The 21730-nt window shown below is 40.1% G+C and carries 19 protein-coding genes; all 19 read right to left on the reverse strand.

Annotation, left to right across the window (positions count from 1 at the left end; genetic code table 11):
* Window positions 1-30: 30 nt before the first annotated feature.
* The 19 genes from M3226_RS09310 to M3226_RS09400 all read right to left on the reverse strand — a co-directional run bounded on the left by M3226_RS09310 (window position 31) and on the right by M3226_RS09400 (window position 21509).
* Window positions 31-1278 (reverse strand): MFS transporter, encoded by a 1248-nt coding sequence (locus M3226_RS09310; protein ID WP_251564647.1) that lies wholly within the window; start codon window positions 1276-1278, stop codon window positions 31-33.
* 178 nt (window positions 1279-1456) lie between these two features.
* On the reverse strand, window positions 1457-1894 hold the full coding sequence (locus M3226_RS09315; protein WP_251564649.1) for a GlcG/HbpS family heme-binding protein: 438 nt from the start codon (window positions 1892-1894) through the stop codon (window positions 1457-1459).
* Between the two features lie 36 nt (window positions 1895-1930).
* Window positions 1931-2668, reverse strand: coding sequence for an SDR family NAD(P)-dependent oxidoreductase (locus tag M3226_RS09320; RefSeq protein ID WP_251564651.1), 738 nt, complete (start codon window positions 2666-2668; stop codon window positions 1931-1933).
* A gap of 44 nt (window positions 2669-2712) precedes the next feature.
* Window positions 2713-4134 (reverse strand): FAD-binding protein, encoded by a 1422-nt coding sequence (locus M3226_RS09325; protein WP_251564653.1) that lies wholly within the window; start codon window positions 4132-4134, stop codon window positions 2713-2715.
* A gap of 26 nt (window positions 4135-4160) precedes the next feature.
* On the reverse strand, window positions 4161-5048 hold the full coding sequence (locus tag M3226_RS09330) for an isocitrate lyase/PEP mutase family protein (RefSeq protein WP_251564655.1): 888 nt from the start codon (window positions 5046-5048) through the stop codon (window positions 4161-4163).
* 203 nt (window positions 5049-5251) lie between these two features.
* Window positions 5252-6601: an MmgE/PrpD family protein gene (locus M3226_RS09335; protein ID WP_251564658.1), complete on the reverse strand. Its 1350-nt coding sequence runs from the start codon at window positions 6599-6601 to the stop codon at window positions 5252-5254.
* A gap of 102 nt (window positions 6602-6703) precedes the next feature.
* Window positions 6704-7492 carry an ABC transporter ATP-binding protein gene (locus tag M3226_RS09340; RefSeq protein WP_251564660.1) on the reverse strand — a complete coding sequence of 263 codons (789 nt, stop codon included), beginning with the start codon at window positions 7490-7492 and terminating at the stop codon, window positions 6704-6706.
* A 252-nt stretch (window positions 7493-7744) separates the two neighbouring features.
* On the reverse strand, window positions 7745-8614 hold the full coding sequence (locus tag M3226_RS09345; RefSeq protein WP_251564662.1) for an FAD synthetase family protein: 870 nt from the start codon (window positions 8612-8614) through the stop codon (window positions 7745-7747).
* Between the two features lie 32 nt (window positions 8615-8646).
* Complete coding sequence (locus M3226_RS09350; RefSeq protein ID WP_251564664.1) at window positions 8647-9819, reverse strand: acyl-CoA dehydrogenase family protein; 1173 nt, start codon at window positions 9817-9819, stop codon at window positions 8647-8649.
* A 56-nt stretch (window positions 9820-9875) separates the two neighbouring features.
* A complete protein-coding gene (gene tcuA / locus M3226_RS09355; protein ID WP_251564666.1) occupies window positions 9876-11375 on the reverse strand; it encodes an FAD-dependent tricarballylate dehydrogenase TcuA in 1500 nt (499 codons plus the stop codon).
* Window positions 11376-11434: 59 nt separating this feature from the next.
* Complete coding sequence (locus M3226_RS09360) at window positions 11435-12388, reverse strand: VOC family protein (protein WP_251564668.1); 954 nt, start codon at window positions 12386-12388, stop codon at window positions 11435-11437.
* Window positions 12389-12402: 14 nt separating this feature from the next.
* Entirely contained in the window at window positions 12403-13242 is an 840-nt protein-coding gene (locus tag M3226_RS09365) for an alpha/beta fold hydrolase (protein ID WP_251564670.1), read from the reverse strand.
* A gap of 215 nt (window positions 13243-13457) precedes the next feature.
* Window positions 13458-14774 (reverse strand): MFS transporter, encoded by a 1317-nt coding sequence (locus M3226_RS09370; protein ID WP_251564673.1) that lies wholly within the window; start codon window positions 14772-14774, stop codon window positions 13458-13460.
* 193 nt (window positions 14775-14967) lie between these two features.
* Window positions 14968-16824, reverse strand: a complete 1857-nt coding sequence (locus tag M3226_RS09375; protein WP_251564675.1) for a XylR N-terminal domain-containing protein — start codon at window positions 16822-16824, stop codon at window positions 14968-14970.
* A 262-nt stretch (window positions 16825-17086) separates the two neighbouring features.
* Entirely contained in the window at window positions 17087-17569 is a 483-nt protein-coding gene (locus M3226_RS09380; protein WP_251564677.1) for a flavin reductase family protein, read from the reverse strand.
* Window positions 17570-17615: 46 nt separating this feature from the next.
* Window positions 17616-18569, reverse strand: coding sequence for a VOC family protein (locus tag M3226_RS09385; RefSeq protein ID WP_251564680.1), 954 nt, complete (start codon window positions 18567-18569; stop codon window positions 17616-17618).
* A gap of 93 nt (window positions 18570-18662) precedes the next feature.
* A complete protein-coding gene (locus M3226_RS09390; RefSeq protein ID WP_251564683.1) occupies window positions 18663-19856 on the reverse strand; it encodes an acyl-CoA dehydrogenase family protein in 1194 nt (397 codons plus the stop codon).
* A 33-nt stretch (window positions 19857-19889) separates the two neighbouring features.
* Window positions 19890-20543 (reverse strand): GntR family transcriptional regulator, encoded by a 654-nt coding sequence (locus M3226_RS09395; protein ID WP_251564684.1) that lies wholly within the window; start codon window positions 20541-20543, stop codon window positions 19890-19892.
* A 120-nt stretch (window positions 20544-20663) separates the two neighbouring features.
* Window positions 20664-21509, reverse strand: a complete 846-nt coding sequence (locus tag M3226_RS09400) for an alpha/beta fold hydrolase (protein WP_251564686.1) — start codon at window positions 21507-21509, stop codon at window positions 20664-20666.
* Window positions 21510-21730 lie beyond the last annotated feature (221 nt).

Here is a 21730-nt window from a genome sequence, read left to right on the forward strand (position 1 = left end):
CATCCTTTTACATTTGCTTTCTACTTCTTTCTAGCTACTTATGTTCTTACCTTCTTGGGTAATATCAATTGGCTCGAATGATGCCGTATCCAAATTTTTATCTTTCGTTTCCGGAAAAACCCAAGCCCACAAACATAATGCGAAGAAAAACCCTGCTCCCATTAAAATAATCGGTTGGTACCCATAAACGGGAAAGACTGCAGCAGTAATCAAAGGCGGAGCAAATGCAAGTCCTCTTCCAATTTGAAGAGCCCAAGAAATTCCTGTACTTCTTACCTCAGTTGGAAATATCTCACTAAATAACGAGCCGAAGATGGTAGCCCCATTAGATCCCATGTACAGGAAGAAAATAGGAACTAGTATCCAAAAAGAGTACAAGAGGGAATCCCAGGTAAAGTAAAGAAGCAAGCCGCCAGCACCCGCGATAAACGCTAAGTACGACAGAGTGATCCTTCTCCCCCACTTATCTGCTGTATATCCAGCAATAAGTGAACCCACTAACCCGGCAAAAGCTGTAAAGAATAACCACCAGGCTGTTTTCCCCATTTCGAACCCTTCATATTTTACTAGGTAAGTAGGTAAAAAGTTGGTTATTCCATAGTACGCAAAATATTGAAAGACTGCGGCAATCAAAGCGATGATAAATGGCTTCCAAAACCGCTTCATCCCAAACTTTTTCTTAAAACTGACTGCACTGGTGTTTTTTATCGTCTTTTCCCATACTTTCGATTCTTCGACATCCCGTCTAAGAAATAATGCTATTAAAATAGGAAGTGCGGATATGGCAAAGGTCCATCTCCAGCCAATAACTGGTAATATAAACCCTCCTATGAGTGCACCCATAAAAATTCCTATATAGGCTCCACCATAGAGAAGGCTGCTCCAAAATCCCCTTTGCTTCGTTGGTACCACTTCACTAACTAAGGCCTGACCCGCTCCATATTCACCGCCAAGCCCAAAACCTGCAACTGCTGTCCAAATCACTAACCATGCATAATCAAAGGTAAATGCTCTCATTAATGTAGCAATACAAAAGATGACTAGAGTCCATATCAGGATTTTTTTTCGGCCGATCTTATCTCCCAAAATCCCAAAAATAATTCCACCCAGCGCAAGGAAACCCAATTGGACTGAAAACAAAGAAGCAACTTGTTCCGTAGTTAAAGACAGGGATGCAGCCATTGGAATGACTAAAAAACTAAGGACAAAAACCTCATAGTAATCAAAGATCCAGCCAATATAAGCACCAAAAAAGACTTTATACTTAGCGGAGTCCATTTTTTCCGGTTGATTTGGATAATTTGTTGTGCTCAGTATAAGATCCTCCCCACTTTAAGCATTTTTTGTTGCAATTAACTCTAGGTAATACTTATAGAAGTCCGGCCAATGAACTCTATCAACAAAAGTCCTAGCACGGGTTAAGAATACAAATTTCATATAAGATTGTTACCATTATTTATTCAAAATTTTTGATCACTTCTAATGCGGCTTCACATACCTGCATATCATGTGTATAGTGTCCACCACTAACTCCGATACCACCGATCAGCTCGCCATTAATTTTAATAGGAAAACCTCCCCCGAAAATAACCAATCTTTCGGTGTGCACAATTCCATGAAGCAATGGTGGGTCATTCTTAATTTGGTCGTACCATTCATGTGTCGGTCTGTTATAAGCAGCTGCGGAAAAGGCTTTATTCTGCGAAATCTCCAAACTTAGCACTGGTGCACCGTCCATTGCCGCAAATGCTTTTATATTACCTGGTTTATCAACAATCGCAATGCTAAACGGGATTCCGAGTTCCTCTCCCTTAGCTAAGGCTGCTTCTAACAATTTATTTGCCAATGCTAGACTAATATTTTTTGTTTCTACTACTGTTTTTAAATTTGTCATGTTTCTTTCCCCTTCCAACTATTAAAATTAATATTTTTATATGTTAACTGGCCTACCGCTGCCAAATGCTTCAACGGCAGTGGCTGTTACAGCAACAGATTTAGGTAAACATAAATCTACAATGACATGGGCGATATCTATCGGTCGCAGCCAATTGTCTTTATTCACATCAGGCGCTAAATCCTGCATCATCTTTGTGTCGACAGGACCTGGACAGACAGCATTTACTCTAATTTTGTAAGGTTTTAATTCTTCACCCAATGCTTTCGTGAAACCGATGACCGCATATTTTGAAGTAATATATGCACTTCGATCAGGACCACCTTTCGTTCCCCATATAGATGAAAGATTAATAATTACACCATTCTTTTTTTCAATCATTTTCGGCACCACTGCTCGTGAACATAAGAAGCTTCCTTTTACATTGACATCTTGTAAAAAGTCCCATTCTTCGACGCTTGTTTCAAGAAATGGTTTTAAACTCATTACACCGGCATTATTTACTAATATGTCAACGGAGCCGAGTTTTTCTTCTGTTTCTTGGACTGCTTGAAAGACATTGAATTCGGAACGAACATCTCCGACGATGGAGATGGCTTCCCTTTTTAATTCATCAATAATATAAGCAGCCGTATCCTTGCATTCCGCTTCGTTATCTGAAAAAATAGCTATTTTGGCACCTTGTTTGGCTAAAAGAATACAGGTTTCTCTGCCAATTCCCCTGCCGCCGCCAGTCACAAAAGCTACCTTGTCTTTTAATTCCAAGCAAATCATCCTTCCCTTTAAGACAAATTATAATTGGCTTTTTTTTAGCTTGATTAAACTTCGAGTTTCTTTGATTGACTCACATAGGTAACCGCATGTTCGCCTGCACGGCGTCCAAATACGAGTCCCCTTAATACCGATGTTCCGCCTGGATACTTTCCGTAATAGAGTCCAGCTATTTCACCTGTTGCATATAAACCAGGAATGGCATCCTGATCTTGCGATAAGACGCGGCCATTTGTATCGGTAGCTAAACCGCCATTGGTGAAAACATTCGAGCAGACAATAGGATAAGCAATATAGGGTGCCTGGTTGATTGGGATTGCCCAATTAGACTTTGGCGGAGTTATTCCGACCGTTTGTTTACCATCCTTTTTATCCCAGTGAAATTCACCAGGTTGAATGGCCGCATTATAGTCTTCCACGGTAGCCGTTAATTGTTCAACCGGCACGCCTATCTTCTCGGCTAATTCTTCAAGCGTGTCAGCAACAATAGCGGGTTTATCCGTTTCTACTGCGCGCTCATAATTTGGAATATCATACATTTTTTGATCGCCGATCATATAGGCAATATGACCAGGAAGATCATGGAAGATCTTTCGGGCTACTTCTTCATATTGCTCGTCGACGGTGGTTTTTCCCTCATCGACAAAACGGTTTCCATTTTGATCGACCAAAATGAAGTAAGGATAGGTCATGACAGCCGCTTCTTCCCGCTTACTTCTTGGGTCGACTGGTTCAGCATGGAACGAATCAAACTGGCCAGCTGTTTTGGCCCCGATTGCCATCGCCATCCGAATGCCTTCCCCCTTATTGAATAATCCGCCCTCGGCAACTGTCCGAATCTTATGGGCATCTCTGCCAACATATTGGGCCATCATCTCCTGATTTCCCTGGAATCCACCGGATGCTAATACAACTGCTCCGACTGTTAATTGAAGGGATGTCCCGCCTTTTACACGAATCATTAACCCATTGACAGCACCTTCATCATCAAGAAGTAATTTCCAGGCAGTAGCTTCGTAAATAATTTCAACACCGAGTCCACCAGCACGGCGGGCTAAGGTGTCAACAATCGCCCGACCGCCGCCCACAGGCAATAATCGCGGCTTTGATGCGGTTAAAAACATCGTTGGCAGGTAGTCGAATTCAACCCCTTTTTCCTCTACCCACCGTAGTGTACTGCCGGCATTTTGGGCGAGAGTTTCTATGTACTCCCGATCGGAATAGTTGTCTGAGAAAGCCAGCATATCTTCTACGAAGTTGTCGGCTACTTCATCGAGATTTTTCATCCGCATATAAGAGGCAGTCCAACGGGAGTTTCCGCCCCTATGATCATAATCAGCTCGTTCCAGGATGGCGATTTTTAAGTTTTTATTGGATTTCTTCGCCGTTTCTGCAGCAGATAAAGCTGCTGAGGTCCCAGCCACTCCACATCCAATTACTACAATGTCATAATCTACTTCTCTCACCACTTCAAGTTCCTCCTCTAAATAAGTTTTTACTTGTTAATTAATGACTGATTTTCAGAATACTTGTTTTCCCATTCTTTAATTTGGTTGAGTTTAAAGAGGGATTGGCGCTCTTCCCATGTACAGATCAACTCGTGAACATTCTCTTGTGAACCCTCTGCTTTTAAGATTTTCAGGGACTCCGTAATACCCTTAATCGCTGAACGAAGAACGGTATTGGCGCAAAGCATGATCTTAAAGCCAATCTCTTCCGCTTCTTTTAAAGAAACGAGCGGGGTTTTACCGCCCTCTACTAGATTAATGATCTGTGGGATGCCTGTTAAAGAACTGGTTATTTGCCTAAGTTGTTCGATTGTTGTAGGCGCTTCCACAAAAATGATGTCGGCACCAGCATCCTTATAGGCATGCGCCCTTTCTATTGCATCATCAATCCCATTAACAGCTAAAGCATCTGTTCTAGCAATGATGGCTAGATTTTCGTCATGTCTTGTGTCCACTGCTGCCTTGATCTTTCCTATCATTTCTCCCTTTGATATGACATCTTTTCCGTTGAAATGGCCACATTTCTTCGGCGACACCTGGTCTTCCATTTGAATAGCCGCAACACCTGCTCGTTCAAACTCACGAACTGTCCGCATAACATTAATGGCATTGCCAAACCCTGTATCGGCATCCACAACAATCGGAACTGTTGTCACATCTGCCATTCGGGCAACGATATCGACCACTTCTTTTAAGGAAGTCAAACCGACGTCCGCCCATCCTAATTGGGCATTGGAAATGCCGGCGCCAGTCGCATAAATGGCGTGAAACCCGATTTCTTCTATTAATCTAGCTGACATCGCGTCATACGCACCCGGCACGATAAATGATCCCCTTTGTTTCAAAAGTTCCTGGAACTTTTTTGTTTTATTCATTTATTGGGTCTCCTTTTTTATTAATGCATATTTAAATTTTAGAAAATTAAAACATTAATTACAAAGGTAAAAATCATTGAACTTTTGGCAATTTTCCAATAATTTTTATCAGTCTTTCTTTAGAAAATCAATTTAATAGTTTTTGAAAATGGTGAAAAATTATTAAAAAGTGGTAAATTGTTTCTTACTGATTAATTTCCAAATTAATGGTGAATGAGAGGTAATTTATTTAATAAGTCATAATCAAGACTATTACTTATCGTTTTCCATACCTCTTCAGGATCATCTATGTTTGCAAATAAACAACAATCAATAAATTTATTCTTAACTTCATCAAAAGTCACTATAGGAAGGCAACGTTCTATATGTCTTTTAGTTCCTTGAGCAGTTATTATCTTAATATCACCTTGAGGAAGCCCAAGAGTATTAGGTTGTGTATTTTCAATCCTTACAAGCTTTGACAATTCTAATACTTGCGAATCCATAAGCGCCTTATCTGTTAAATTATTCAAATTGACATTTCCATGTACAAATGTAAATGCAACCATAAAAGGGATACTAAATTTAGCATCTTGTAATGTTTTGGGGTGGCAACGCTCCGGCATTGGATGACATAACATACTTGCCGTTTCATTTACTCCGATTACAAGGTTTTCGATTTGATTGTGTTTTACTTCATTACGAAGGACTAGCGTCGATTTTATGTAAGGGTGTGAATAACGACAGCTAGGGAAAAGTTTTATTGATGTATCTGAAAATGCCCACGTTTCAGTATCTAATAATATTTTTCGTTGACCTTCGCTTAGATTTTTTCCAAAATAGTTTCGAAAAAGACCTGTTTTACCATCCAAGCTACTCGCTGGAGCCGACACTCCCTCTCGAGCCAAAAATGCTGCTTGAACACCTCCCATAGATGCAAAGGCAGGATAAATCGACCTAGCTTTAGAACCTACACCAACTCCTGGCTCTTTTCCACCAGCTAATTGCATGTAAGCTAGACCCAAGGCATGAACTAATTTAGAATCATCTAACCCAAGAACAAGACCGGCAGTGATTGCGGCACCAAGATAACCAAAAAGTTGACTTAAAAACCATTTGGAATCAACGCCTGTACCTCTAGGTTCAATCGCATATCCAAGCCGGCAAATTAACTCATTTCCTAGTCCTACCGCAGTGACAAGATCCGTAGTTCTAGAATCTTCAATGTCAGCAGCAGCTAATGCAGACGCTAAAATAATTGGAGTAGGATGTATTCTCGCTAAATCATTTATATCGTCAAAATCTAGTGCATGTGCCAAAGCAGTATTGGAAAATGCTGCATAGGCAGGAGGTAATTGATGTCCACTTCCAATTACTCGGCCAGCGCCACCTTCTACTCCCACAGATATCCCAGATATCGATTGTAAGGCTATAGGTGCTCCTTTATGAGCCGCCAATGAGATTCCTATAGTATCAGAAATATGAAGTATTACCTTTTTACGGACTTCCTCTGGCAAACCACGTTTTTGTCTTTGGCGAATGGCATTAATAATATCAAAGCTCAATGATGACAAATATAAGCCCTCCCAAATATTTCTCAAAATAGTTTTCCAAATAAAAAATCCTTCCTGCTTTCATATCTAAGGGAGTAGATGAAAACTTTAATTTCAGTATTATTAAGTTGCGATCTGCTCCTTTTTTGGTTCTTGAACTAATAAACAAGCTGTCAAACTGTTAATGGACGTTTGTAATAAAGCAGGCTCAATACTTTTGCATTTTTCCATCGCCACTGGACAACGAGTATGAAAATGGCAGCCTTGTGGGGGGTTTGAAGGACTTGGCAAGTCTCCCTGTAAGATAATTCGTTCTCTTTCTCTCATTTCTGGATTAGGTTGAGGTACAGCCGAGAACAGTGCTTTAGTATAGGGATGACGTGGAGATTCAAATAATTCCTCTGTCTTGGCATATTCAATAATTCTTCCGAGATACATCACAGCAATTTTATCACTAATATGTTTAACAGCTTGGATTCCATGAGCAATAAAAATATAAGATAATCCAAAATCTTGTTGAATTTCTTTTAATAGATTTAAGATTTGAGCTTTGGGCACGTCCAGCGCTGAAACCGGCTCATCACAAACAATCAGTTTTGGCCTTAAAGCAAGCGCACGTGCAATCCCAATTCTTTGCCTTTGTCCACCGGAGAATTCAATAGGGTACCGAGTGCCATGGTAGGAAGCGAGCCCAACTCTTTCGAGTAATTCATCCACCCTTTTCTTAATTTCTTTTTTTGAGCCAATTTTATGCAGAAAAAGCGGTTCAGCAATAATATTGGCTACTGTCATTCTTGGATTCAATGACGAGTAGGGATCTTGAAAAATCATTTGTAGATTTTTTCCTAATTCCTTTTTGTTTTTGTAATCACTTAATCTTTTTACATCAAATAGGATTTCACCACTGGACATTCTCTTGTAAAAAAAAGAATCCTCTGAACCCGAAAAACTTCAGCAGGAAAATCGCTTGTTGAGAATCGAAAATGAGTACCTAAAAAAGCCAAAAGCCTTAATACAGTTCCCTCGATACCGATAAAAGCAATCGTAAGTAGTCACTGAATTAAGGCGGAAATATCGGTTGTCTGAAATCTTAAACATTGCCGTTCTACCTAAATGTAAAAGTCTAACGCGTTATGCAGATGCTGCCGTAAATTCTTATCAATATCATCCATTCCATACAAAATTGAATTTCGAAGAATGTAACCAATCCCTATCGCAAATAGTATCTCTTTTATCTTCCGTTAACCGCTGGTGCCAAGTAAGCGAAACCGCTGTATCACTATTCAGGAATAGTTCCAAAACATTTAGTAGCGGGATCATTTCGTTTTCACCTGTCACAAGTACCTCTATTTCTTGTGAATGACATCCACTTGTTAACGTAACAGCATATTTGCCCTGCCCTGGCAGGGTATAGTAAGGTTTAACTTTTAACGCACTTCCGTCCCATTCACAGCCAACTTCATAAAAACGTCCTAAAAAGTCAGGTAAATCTTCCACATTTCCCTTTGATAATTTTTCTCTAATGCTTGTTGAGCTAATTTTCTCTCCGCGGCATTCAACTTTATTTACTTTCGTAACTTCAAGGATTCCGCCTGAATCTCTTTTCAATCGATCCATATTCCCTTCACCACGAAAGCCATACGTATAATCAAAACCTGCAACTGCATGGACGACACCGAGATCGAGTAAATATTTAGCAGCAAACTTTTCTGGCGACAGCGATGCGAACTCCCGATCGAATTCAACAATATAAAAAATATCGACACCAAGTTCAGAGAACAGTTTCTCTTTATCAGGTAACGGCATTAGATATTCTACTTTTGTTTTCCCATTCGATAAAACGGTTTTGGGATGTGGAAAGAAACTCATTACCGTTAAGAGTAGATTTTCCTCTTTTGCCTTCCTAAAAGCTGTTTGAATGACTTTACGGTGGCCGATATGAATACCATCAAAAAATCCTAGCGCCATGATACTTGATTTTGCTTTTTGCTGCCAGTGCATCAGATTATCGGGATTCAAATAAATCGTTTCCATGCAGGTGCCTCCTTCTTATTTCACATTAAGCTTTACCCATTAATCGATACGTCAAAGCCAAATTGTGTCTTTCCAAACGCTTCAACCGAGTCTTCGTAGAGATTGGATCGATGTGTACATACTGCCAAAAGATCGCGTATGAACATTTCGATCGGATCTCCTTTGAACATCGAAAATCCGCCAAGTGTCAACAAAACTTTCACCGCAATGTCCGCTACGTTTTTCGTGATTTTTGCCCTAATTGCAGCAAATTCACCACGTTTATCTTCTTTTCCCATTTCATAGTTTTCTAATAAAGAAATATATTTTTCTAATAGACCTTCTGATTCGTAATATTTAATCGTTAATTCTGCTAATACCCCCTGATGACGGGAATCTTTAGCAGAATTTCCTCCTAATCGAACCCGCTTTTCCGTCCGTTTCTTAAATTCCTCTAGTAAACGCTCCGCTCCGCCTAGCGCGACCATAGGGAATCCGATACAAAAGGATGAGAAAAATGGAACATCATAAAGAGGATAGTCTTTATCATAACCTTCAGGAGGTCTGCCTGTACGATCTGCAACAGTAAGTCGTATAAGATGGTGCTTTGGAACGTAGACATTATCTACAATTACCTGGTTGCTTCCTGTCCCCCTAAGGCCTAACGTATCCCAATTTTCCACTATTTGCACATCAGATACCGGTAATGTCAGCATGCATAGTTCATTCTCTTCATTGCCGTCTATTTTTATTTTCACTGCAAGAGACACCCAGTCGCTATATAAGATACCACTTACAAAACTATACTTACCGGTGATCCGAAAACCATCCCCATCCTTTTCCACTTTGCCTATAGGAGCAAAAATATCTGCAATTAACCCACCCTGTTTAATAACTTCTTCTGCTCCCTTTTTCGTCATAAAAGCTACTAAACTATTATGAATGGAATAAAGAAAAGTTAACCAAGCAGCAGAAGTATTATATCTTCCAACGGTGCGGATAACCTGGGAATACTCTCTTAAATTTACTTGAGGCTCTCCATATTTTTTCGGCAGTAATAACTTGGATAATCGAGCTTCTTTCATCGCATCAATGACATTTTTTGAAACGGTTTTATTCTGATCTGCTTCGAGCGCCTCCGATTCTGCAATTTGTCCAACCTTTTCTGCCCCTTTTAATAACAAGCTCAAATCAATTTTGTTTTCATCCAATAAATTGCTTACCATATTTCGCACCCCTTTTTAATGTTATCTCATAAAAAGAAAACAACTAATCTTTACTGTTAAACCATCTCTTCTTTTCCTAAATGGACAAATCGTGCAGCATTTTCGCCTGCAATTTTCCCAAAAACAGCGCCTGCCATTAAGCCTGCACCACCAGGATAATTAAAGTAGAATAAGCCGCCCACTAGCTCACCGGCCGCATATAACCCTGGAATCGATTGATATAAAACGTCCTGCACTTCTCCGTTCAAATTTATTTTCAACCCGCCAAAAGTAAAGGTGATACCGCATGTAACAGCGTAGGCTTCAAACGGGCCTTCATCCAGGGTATTTGCCCAATTGGATTTCCTAACCGCCAGCCCTTCTGTACACCTGCCATCCTTGATATTAGGATTAAACGGAATATCAGCCCGGACCGCCTCATTGTACTCCTTCACTGTTTGTAAAAATCCTTCCGGGTCTACCCCGTCAAGTTTCTTGGCCAACTCCTCCAATGTATCTGCTTTCACTTTTGTTACTTGTTTGCCACGATATTCGTCCCGTAATAGACCGGACACCTTTTGATCGAAAATCTGCCAGGCAAATTGGCCAGGCTGTTCTAGAATCAGCTTGCCGTATTTTGCATACGTATAGTTTCGAAAGTCTGCACCTTCATCAACAAAGCGTTTGCCTTCAGCATTTACGATAATGCCAAATGGATAGCTTAGCCTTTGAAAGCCTTCCGTGAATTCCGGCAGGTACCGGTCCCCGCCAACCGAATGGCACCCTGACCAGTTTCCACTGGCAATGGCACCGATATTTAATGCCATTTGAATTCCTTCTCCGGTATTAAAACGGCTGCCTCGTGCATGAGCTAAGTCCCATTTCGGTCCTAAATACCGTGTCCGCATTTCCGGATTGGCATGGAAGCCCCCTGAAGCCAAGATCACTGCTTTGGTGCGCACTTCCGAAGTTCTTCCTTTATATTTAAATATAACCCCATGAACTCCATCATCATCATGAATAAGTTTGGTCGCCATGGCATCGAATAATACATGTACACCTAGTCGCGTGGCTTCCTCATGCAGTGACCCGACTAAACCTGGACCACCGCCCACCGATTCAGCAATCATACCGCCCCAAAATTTGAATTTACCATCCACTTTAAATGCTTGTCGGCCATAAATCGGCACAAATCGTACCTTATGGGATACCAGCCATTTCATCGTTTCAAAACTATTGCCGGTTAGGAGTGACGCGAGCTCTGGATCGGTACGGTATTCCGTCATTCGGCACATATCATCAAAAAATTCCTCTTCCGGATAGGACCCGAAGTCTGTGATGGCAAAATCTTCTGCAGTTAGATCAGGCATGATTTGTTGTAAGTCTTCATTGCCGTCATAAGCAAACCGAATGGAACCATGGGTGAAGGTGCTGTTTCCGCCTTTTTCGGATTCAGGTGCCTTTTCCAGCACCATAACCGAAGCGCCGTTTTCTCGTGCGGATATGGCAGCACACATAGCAGCATTTCCTGCTCCAATAACCACTATATCTGTTTCATATTTTCGTATTTCAGTCACAGACCTCTCCCTTTCTTTTAAAAAAGCTGACTCAATATGGTGATGAGTCAGCACTTTATTTAAGCTTCAATGGTTGGCTTATTCATTTCCTTATCCATCACAGAATCACCCCAGTAGGTATTACCAATCGAGTGCTCTTCTTCTGTCCACACAACCGGCTCCCAATCGGGCTCAAATATTAGATAGGAACCGCTAAACAATTCCACTCGGCAGCCGCTGCCAGGATCCATTACATAGAGATAAAAAGCTTGAGATACACCATGCTTTCCAGGTCCGATAAAATTAATCCCATTTTCTTTTAAAATATCAGCAGCTCTTAAAATGTCTTGGGCGTTATCATGCCAATACGAAATATGATGTAGCTGATTTGGAGTTTGCGCCTGTGGTCTTGAAATGACAGCAATATCATGAACCAAAGGAGTGACACTCATCCAGCCTGCAACGATTTTATCATTATTGTATTTAACGTATTCACGAAGCTTAAAGCCTAACTGGCTTCCCAAGTAGTCAATAATTTCACCAACATCCATCGAAGTAGCAATATTGACATGGTCAAACCTTCTAGGTGAGCAGCCGCGGGCCCAAGCTTTATAGGTCTGGTTTTTCAAGACGGATCGTCTCTTTTCATCCGCTTTTGGCTTTTCAACGTCATAATAGATTTCGAAAGAATGCTGACTTGGCAGTTTAAAACGGATTGCCTGTCCTTGTCCCGTCTCTTCACCTACTTCAATCCATCTAACTTCTGTACCTGCCTTTTCTAAAAGCTGGGCAAATCCTTCGACATCCTCAGGCCGTTTCGTTCTCCAGGCGATGTGGTCGATATAACCACGATCACCTGCTGTTAATGATAGTGAGTGATGCTCAAAATCCCCCCAAGCCCTCATGTAGTAAGTCCCGTTTTTTTCTTCGGTAACTTCTAAACCAATAACATCTCGGAAAAACCACAATGACTTTTCAAGATCAGGTGTCACAAGAGCAACATGCCCCAATTTCGCAATCTCTGGTAAACTCATCCCCTATACCCCCTTTAGATTTTGCTAGAAAAATAATCTTGGATTAACTGATTAAAGCTTTCCTTCTGTTCTATTTGCGTCCAATGACCAGTCTGGCCATAGACATGGAGCTGGACGTTTGGCAAATAGGATAGCAGATAATAGCTTGACTCAATCGAGCAAACCATATCGTCTCTTCCGTGTACTAATAAAATAGGGTGTTGAATTCGTTTTAAAGCCGTAACAGGTACCGGAACAGCAGCAGTTGCAAAGATGGCATCATTAGAGCGTTGAATTTCCGGCCGCATAGCTGTTTCATAACGGGTTTCGGCAAGTGCATCAATTTCGGGTGCTAGTTTTTCAGCATCATAGACAAACCAACTCATAATTTGGCGCATTTTCTTTTCCGATGGATTATCATAGAATCCTTTCGCACGGGCAAGCTCAGTACTAAGTTTGGTATTAGGTGTCCCGCCCGGTCCCATTAATACAACCCTACAAAACCGTTCCGGGTGTTCTAAAAGTAATTCAAGGGCAATCGAACAGCCTAATGAATTCCCAACAACATGGGCCTTTTCAATTCCAAGTTCGTCCAACAGTTCAATCATTTGATTGACCCATAGATCGGTCCAGCCCTGCCGGTTCTTTGGCAGCGTTTCGGGGTGGCTGCTGTTTCCGAAACCAAGGAGGTCCGGGGCAAGGCAATCATATTGCTCCCTGCACGCATTTAATGCATAACGCCAGTTAGCCCATGCAAACACACCTGGCCCAGATCCATGTAAAAATAAAATCACGTCAGCGTTTCCTTCCCCTGTACGATTAAGAAAGGTTTCAAAGTTTTTGGTTTTAATGATGTTTTGCTTTATTTGTTCCAATTAAATTCTCCCCTCTTTGAATAAAGAGTCGTGAAACCCCTTACATCAATTTGTAATCTGGTTCTTAATTAAATTCTAGAAAATTGAATAGTTTAATTCTAGAGAAAAAATCTTTTGATTTAGTTCAATTTTTAGCTAGTTTTTATTGGTTTTAGTCTATAGCTGTCCGAAAAAATAATGGTTTTACACCGACTTCACCAATCAAGATGATCCTATTAATTTGGTACTTCTGTTACACTGTCGTCAATTATATCTGTCTTGTTCTTTGGAATTAATTTAAGAGTTGTAAGAGTAATCAAGCTGATGAGAAGGAAGCCTGCAATAATGAACATTGCTTGAGTAAAATTGAAAATACCCATAATCATAGGCCCTACGAATCCCCCTAATGAGGAAAGAGTGCTTACTAACGCAATGCCAACCGGTGCCGTTGCTTCTGAGAAGAAGAATGTAATATAGGCATAAAAAGTGCCGGAAATCCCATATAGTCCTGCAGAGGTAATTGAAAGCATTAAAACCATTAGTGGAACGGTTGATACGAATGCACAGCCTAAGAACCCGAGCATAGCAATCGTCACACACGCTCCCAAATGCCATTTATGTGAATTGGTTCTATCAGCGTTCCAGCCGGTAAAAAGGATCGATGGAATAGCTATAATAGATGGTATCATGGCTAACCAGCCAATCTGCATATTGGTCGTGGAAGAAGCGGATAAAGATTTAATAATAGTTGGCATCCAATACGATAAAGCATTCACGGCAATAAAACCAGCAATATTAAATAAAGCTAACTTCCAAACTTTCGAGTCCTTTATCATGTCAAGATGAGAGGTTTTATTTAATTTCGAACTTAAGGCTCTCTCCTTTTCCAGCTCCCCATTAAGCCAAGATTTTTCCGTTTGTGTTAACCATTTTGCATTGGCAGGTTTATTGGACAGGTAAAATAGAACCACAATCCCCAAAATAACGGCGGGAATTCCTTCCATAATAAACATCCATCTCCAGCCTGCCAAACCAGCCCACGAAATGGTGTCCATAATCCAAGTTGATAGTGGTGCTCCAATTAACGCACTTAATGGCAAGGCGACGAAAAATAACGCGGTTGCTCGCCCCCTCTCCCGACTTCGAAACCAATAAGTTAAGTAAAGGACGATTCCAGGAACAAAGCCTGCCTCGGCTGCTCCCAGTAGAAAGCGTAAAATGTATAAGTGAGTGGCGGATTGAATAAACCCTGTTAAGATCACCACTATTCCCCATGAAATCATAATTCTTGAGATCCACAATCTTGCTCCTACTTTGTGCATAATTAAATTACTCGGTACTTCAAAGATAAAATAGCTGATAAAGAATAAGCCTGACAACAAGCCAAATGCCTCTGAAGTTAATGCCAAGTCAGCATTCATTTCTAAGGCGGCATACCCCATATTAACCCTGTCCAAGAAAGCGACAACATATAAAACTAAAATAAACGGTAAAATTCTCCTCATTGTTTTCTTAACAGTACTTTTTTCAATAGTTTGAACTTGATTTAACATATTTTCCCCCCTTTTTAGTATTGAAAGCCCTTACATTTACTAATTTTAGAAAACTCAATTATTTAAATCTAGAATAAACATTATTTAACTTTTAGGAGTTTTTAGGCAGTTTATATTGGAAATGATTTTCCGGTAGTTTTTATTGGTTTTTAAAACAAAAAAGCACTCCTGATAGTGGAATGCTTAGCATAGCTTATATCTCCAGTTCTCCTAATGCAAGTAGTGAATCTAAAATTAACTGCAAATGATAGCTTTGCGATGAATCACGTAAATCCTTTTGGAGCAGGCTCTCAATTTTATTAATTCGATACATTAAGCCACTCATGGATAATGCCAAGTCATCCATGGTTTGCTGCAGCTTACCTCCGTTCGATAAAAAAACATAGAGGGTTTTAACTAATTCCTTTTGCTTTGCTTCACCTAGCTTAAAGAGCGGTCCTAATTCTTGTTTGGCTATTTTTTTAATTCCGCTCACATTTTTGGAATTAATCAACACTCCGACAATCCCTAAGTCTTTAAAATGAATAATTTTCCTTCCAGTTGCCATCCTTAAGGCAATCAATGATTCCTCTAAATTTTCCAACACACCTTCAATATCATCGGTTTTATCACTAATCCCAAACTTATATTCATAGGTTGAATGAGTCGTTTCAACATGCTTAATAATTTTACCTAAATGACTTAACAGTTTAGCTGACTCAGGGATTAGCATGATAATTTGACTCTCATATTGAGCAATCAATACCTTATACCCCTGGATATCTAAATACTTTGCAATAGTCTCGAGAATTTGCTCGTATTGATCTTTCCTTATATCTTCCTTATTTCCTTTATTCTTAATGTCTAATGCGGCCACATAAAAGGGCTCTGCTAAATTGATCCCCATATACCTGCCACGATGAATAATCTCTTCTCTGTTTGAATATTGGCCCTTTAGTATTTGTTCCAAAAAGTAACCCTTCATTTTTTCAACGGCTTCAAAGCTGGTTTTTTCATTCAAAAGATACAAGGATGCCGCATTGGCAACCCGTTCAATGAACATAATGTTGTTCTCGATACTATTGTCAAAGCCCTTTGGGTATAGGAATGTACAATAACCGATTACCTTCTTTTGGACAATTATGGGCGAAAGAAGACGCTCCTGGTTTTCCGTTTTTAATCGTGTTGTTTCATTGAATAATGGGAGAGCTGTATTGTTTTTCCTATTCTTTCGAATCAAGCTTTCTTTTAATTCCTTACTCAATCGGCTGTATTCTTCTTGATTGATACCTGAAAAGACAATTTTTTGAAAGCCTAAATCTTCAATCGAGATCGGAATCTTTAATAGTTTAAATGTTGCATCTGCTATATCTTGTAGATTATTGCCATTTGAAATACTTTCCGTTAATTTTTTGTGAAATCTGCTAACCTTTTCAACAAGCTTTCGCTGTTCTAATAGTTGCTCATAGGTGTACTCTAATTCTTCAATGATATTAATTTCTTTATAAAATTTTAGCTCTTCTTGAATCTCAATGCCCCAATCATCTTGAAGTCTAGCTTCAAAACAACATTCAGCATCTCCTTTGGCAATACAGCATATTTCTTTTACAATGACACTTTTTTTACAAACCGTTGACATATAACCACTTGCATATCCTGTTAACGTGTGACAGGCAGGAATATCTGATTCACCATGATGTTTAAGGTGCTCGTTAGCCTCAAAGGAGTCAATCCATTTTCCTCTACCAAGAATTGATTTTATAGTGTTAGAATCACTCATTTCGATAATTCGTTCCGACTGAATATCTTTAATATGTCCTGTATTTAAATGGAGGATGGAAGCTTGTTGAAGGAGCTCATTAATATTTGCAGTTTGTTTCATAGCTTCCTCTGCATCCGTAACCCCAAGACTCCAGCCGTAACGAAGTAGAAAGCTCTTAGCTCTAGTAGTTCCTAGATTTTCAATGATTCCTTTACGTAAAAGTCCAAATGCGGAAGAAGTGGTGATAATTTTTTTAGCTTCTCCTTCATTGGCACTTAGTTCCAGTAAATTTGCCATATTCCCCTTCATGGCCTCACCCCTTTATACCAAGACTATTTAGGTGAAAAGAAAAGCGCAAGCGCCCTGGTCAGCGGCGTATGGCCTGGAGCGCTCCAACTGAGATAAAGGAAACACGAAGAGCGTTAGCGATTCGATGTTGACTTATCGTAGGGCGGAGGGCGAAGGGCACTAGCCGCTAGGGCGCTGGAGCTGGACAAGTTTCAGAGCAAATTTTATACTTTATCTTGAAATAAAGACTCCTTTTCTTTTAAACAAGGAGTCTTCTACTTTGTTATTTTAGATTAACAACTTTGTCTTCAGCTAATGAACGATAACGGCCGCTGTAAAAAATAAGTGGTTCTACATCTTCGAGCTGGATATCTGTTACCTTGCCGATAAAAAGTGTATGATCACCCTCAACATGTTCTGCTGTAACGTCACAAGCGATTTGGGCAACGGCACCCGCTAATACAGGCTTCCCATCCAGGCGGTCAAAAACAACCTCTCGATGGTCCTTCAGCTGGCCGGCAAATATCATGGAAAGTTCTTGTTGGTCCGCCGCTAAGATATTTACAGAAAACGTTTTGCTCTGCTTCATTTTTTCGAGAATCCGTGCTTTTTCCCCAATTGAAACCACAACCAGCTTCGGGTCCAGCGAGACAGACATGAAGGCGTTAGCTGTCATTCCATGTACATCCCCATCCACATCAGTGGCAATAACTGTAACACCAGTTGCAAATTTCCCCATGGCTGTACGAAATTGACGATCATCCATTCTATAGTCCCCTTTCTATCCTATCACTTTTATACTTGTAAAAAATTTATGCTTCAATCGTTGGGTTGTTTTCTGGCTTATTGTCCATTTGGTCGCCCCAGAACGTAAAACCGATGTCCATCTCATCTAATGTCCATTCAATCGGCTCCCAATCAGGTTCAAAGATTAAGTAACCGTTTGTAAACATTTCCACTCGTAAACCGCTGCCCGGATCAATAGCGTAGATATACATGGCTTGTGAAATTCCATGCTTACCAGGTCCTTTAAAGAAAATCCCATTCTCTTTTAAAATATCTGCTGCTCTTAATAGGTCCTGAGAATTATCGAGCCAATAAGAAATATGATGTATTTGGTGTGTGGTTGGTGAAAATGGATCATGACTGACGGCAATATCATGAACGAGTGGTGTCACACTTAACCAAGCCCCAATTAAAGAATCATCTGGTGCTTTTACGTATTCACGCATTTTAAAGCCTAATTTCTCTTTTAAGTAATCTGAAATAACATTTGCCTTAAGAGAAGATAAAAGGTTGACGTGGTCGATTCGTCTTGGCGAAACTCCGCGTGCCCAAGACTTATAAGTCTGATTCTTCAATACAGAGCGCTTAGATGGTTCTGCCAGCGTTTTTTCCATATCATAATAAATCTCAAACCGGTGTTCACTCGGTAATTGGAATCGGATGGCTCTGCCTTGACCTGCCTCAACTCCGGCCTCGATCCAGGTTACTTCTGTACCCGCCTCTATTAATAGATTAGCGAATCCTTCTACATCCTCTGGGCGTTTAGTTCTCCAGGCGATATGGTCAAGATGATTTTTCTCTCCTGCTGTAACTGAAAGGGTATGGTGTTCAAAATCTCCCCATGCCCGTAAATAATGGGTCCCGTCTACTACTTCTGTTTCTTCCAACCCAATTACTTCCTTATAGAACCACAGTGACTTCTCTAAATCTTCCGTAACCAATGCGACATGCCCTAACTTAGCAATCTCTGGTACACTCATTTTGAATCCTCCTAAACTATTAATTGATAGGAAAGCCCTTACATTTTTCAGAAAAAGTTAATTAGCACCTTGCGAATTCTCACTACACTAAAGTTATACAAAATAAGTGTTAGGTTCCTGTCCGCACAGTACCCTGCCATAGGTTTCGATTAAACTGGATGGGGTGATAAAGCCGTGTAAATGCATGGTCAGAAAATCCCGATAAACCCTTTGCAGCATGTTCGTTTCATAGGTGAACATAGAGCCTACTCCGGCAACAAGGAGATCAATAGCTTCTTTACATAATTGGTTCACATAACCAAAGTCTGCTTTCACTTTTACAATTTCAGCTTTATCCATGATGATTCCTCGGTCTGCATATTCATCAATCTTGTCAACAGCCCGGTAAAGATGAAGTTCAGCCGAATCAATTTTAAGCTGTGCTTGCGCAACCTGAAGATGAGTAATCGGTGCTTCGTTTTGCTTATTATAGAAGGTATTCCCAATTCCGGCCTTTGGAAGTCTTTCCATATATAAATCCATGGCCGCCTGGGCAAGGCCTAATGCCGGAGCAACGATGGATAATGTTAGAGACGGCACAAAGGAAGAACGGTATAGTGCAACATCCTTAAGCGGTTCAACTAAATAATGACCTTTACTAGCCAATCGATCTAACGAAACACGATGCTCAGGGACAAATACATTCTGAATCCTGCAGCTATTACTTCCTGAGCCTTTAAGACCCATTACATACCAGTCATCAAGTACTTCTAACTCATCCCGTGGAATGACCATAATCGCCATCTCAACACCGCCGTTATCATCCGCGATTGGGAACCCAAAATAGCACCAGTCGGCGTGTGGACTGCCCGAAACAAACGGCCATTGTGCTTCTTCAATAAAATAGCCGCCATCCACTTTTTTAATATTACATTTGATGGGTTTAAAGTTACCAGCCAGCACAACATCTTTTCCTGGAGGATAAATTTCGCTTAGAGCCTTTTCACCAAACGTATAAGATATCATATAATCCCTAATATTACTCAATGCACAAAACCAGCCTGCTGATCCATTTCCTCTTGAAATTTCCGTAACAACCTCTGTATAGGTTCTCATATTCGTTTGATAACCGCCAAATAGATGGGGACGTAAAACTTTTAATGTGCCTTTATTTTTCATTTCTTCGATAACAGCTGGGGGTAACGTATTGGTTTTCTCAATTTCCTCACTATGCTCTCGTAATGTTGGGATCAGGGACCGAGCATTTTCCACCAATTCTCTCTTAATATCTAATACACTTTGCTCCATAAACTGTACCTCCTAGATTAGTGGTTTTTTGGACTAGTTTAGGACACGCAGGTTTAAATTGATGTCCTGATATTTTTCACCAACTAGCTGGGCTACCCGGCGCATATGTTTTTCCATTAAATTTTTAGCAAGCTTGCTATCTTTTTCTTTAAGATAATAGAAAATCATCCAATGCTCGATTTGTGATTGTTGTCTACGTTCTTTTGTGAATAAGTCCTCTGGGTTTCCAACAAAATTGAGATAATCCCAAAGTTGCTTTGCCAAGTTGAAGGTATAAGTTAACTTAGAGGCTTCATAAATTGTGCGGTGAAAATCAATGTTGAGGCTGCTATACTCGTCAGCAGTCAAATCGGGAATATCCATTCTTTCTAGAATAGACTCCATATCAGTAATGTCCTTTTGAGTTAATAGAATTGCTGCCTGCTCAGTCATTAAAGCATCAAGGTTCGCACAGACTAGCAGACGTTCGATTACTTCTTCAGGGTTAGGTCTTTTCACAAAGACCCCAACTTGGGGAATGATGGTGAGAAAGCCTTCTTGTTCTAGCTTTGATAGTGCCTTATGAACCGGTGTCCGGCTCATTTTTAATGTTTCAGCGATTTCGTTGACATTTACAGCTTTATCCGGCTCTAATATCCCTTCGATAATTAATCTTTTTATATAACGGTAAGCCTTTTCTATTTTCATCACATACACCTACTATTTTCCAAGAATTTAGTTACCCCTATATTATTGTAATTCCTTTGTGAAGTCTATCATCATCTAATCTATTAATGATAGGGGCCAACGGTGTATGGAATACTTACTTTAAATTTCCCCGTTGAAAAAATCCGATGTTAATTTAATAAATCTTTCTTTTTGCTCTACCTGTGCCCAATGACCGCAACGTTTAAAAATGTGAAGTTGTGCATTTGGCAAATAATCCATTACATAAAGACTGCTTTCTAGTGGGACAAATCTGTCACCATGTCCGTGGATTAGTAATATTGAATGGTCCATTTGTTTTAATGCAGAAGGCGGGATTAGCATATCTGAAAGATGCGACTTGGTGAAATTTTCCTCGTATGATCTGCGTACTTCCGGTTTTAGGAACGTTTCTAATCGCTCCGCCACGATTGCGTCGAGTTCATCTTCAAGCACGCTCTTATCATATAAGAACCAGCTTAATAAGTTTTTAAATGCCACCGGGTTTGGATCCTTATGGAAGTTTGCTAGTTTGGCAAGCTCTGGAGTTGGTTCCGTTAAGCCGCCACCGGCACCCATTAGGACCACACGATCAAATCGATCTGGAGCGTACATGAGGAGATTAAGGGCAATAACACCTCCAAGGGAATTTCCAACCAAGTGAGCTTTTTGGACCTCTAAGGAATCCATTAAAGCTAAAACCTGCTGTACCCGCTCACTCATCCATTCAGCACCATTTTTTGGATATTCCTTCGGATGATCGGTCTCACCAAATCCGTATAGGTCAGGTGCGACGACATGATACCTTTCCTTGTAATGGGGCAGTACATGTTTCCAGTTTGTGTTTGCACTTGCACCTGGTCCGCTGCCATGAAGAAAAATAATCGTTTGAGAAGCGTTTTCACCACCCTCATGGATATAAGTTAGATAGTTTCCAGTCTGAATCTTCTTGGTTTCAACAAATGTCATTCTTTTACCTCCTTTACCGGAATCATTATCATTTAGCTGTAACTAAAATTTTAGCATTAGATTTTTTTACTGTTTTTAGGTTAAATATCCCTAAATAAAGCGCTTTCTCTAATTAACTATAATTTTACCTTCATACACATTTACTTGTCAATAAATTCTAAATATTTTATTTTTTAACCCTTCTACTGATTTAAAGTAAAAAATTAAAGCTAAAATAATGA

The sequence above is a fragment of the Neobacillus cucumis genome (assembly GCF_023715505.1).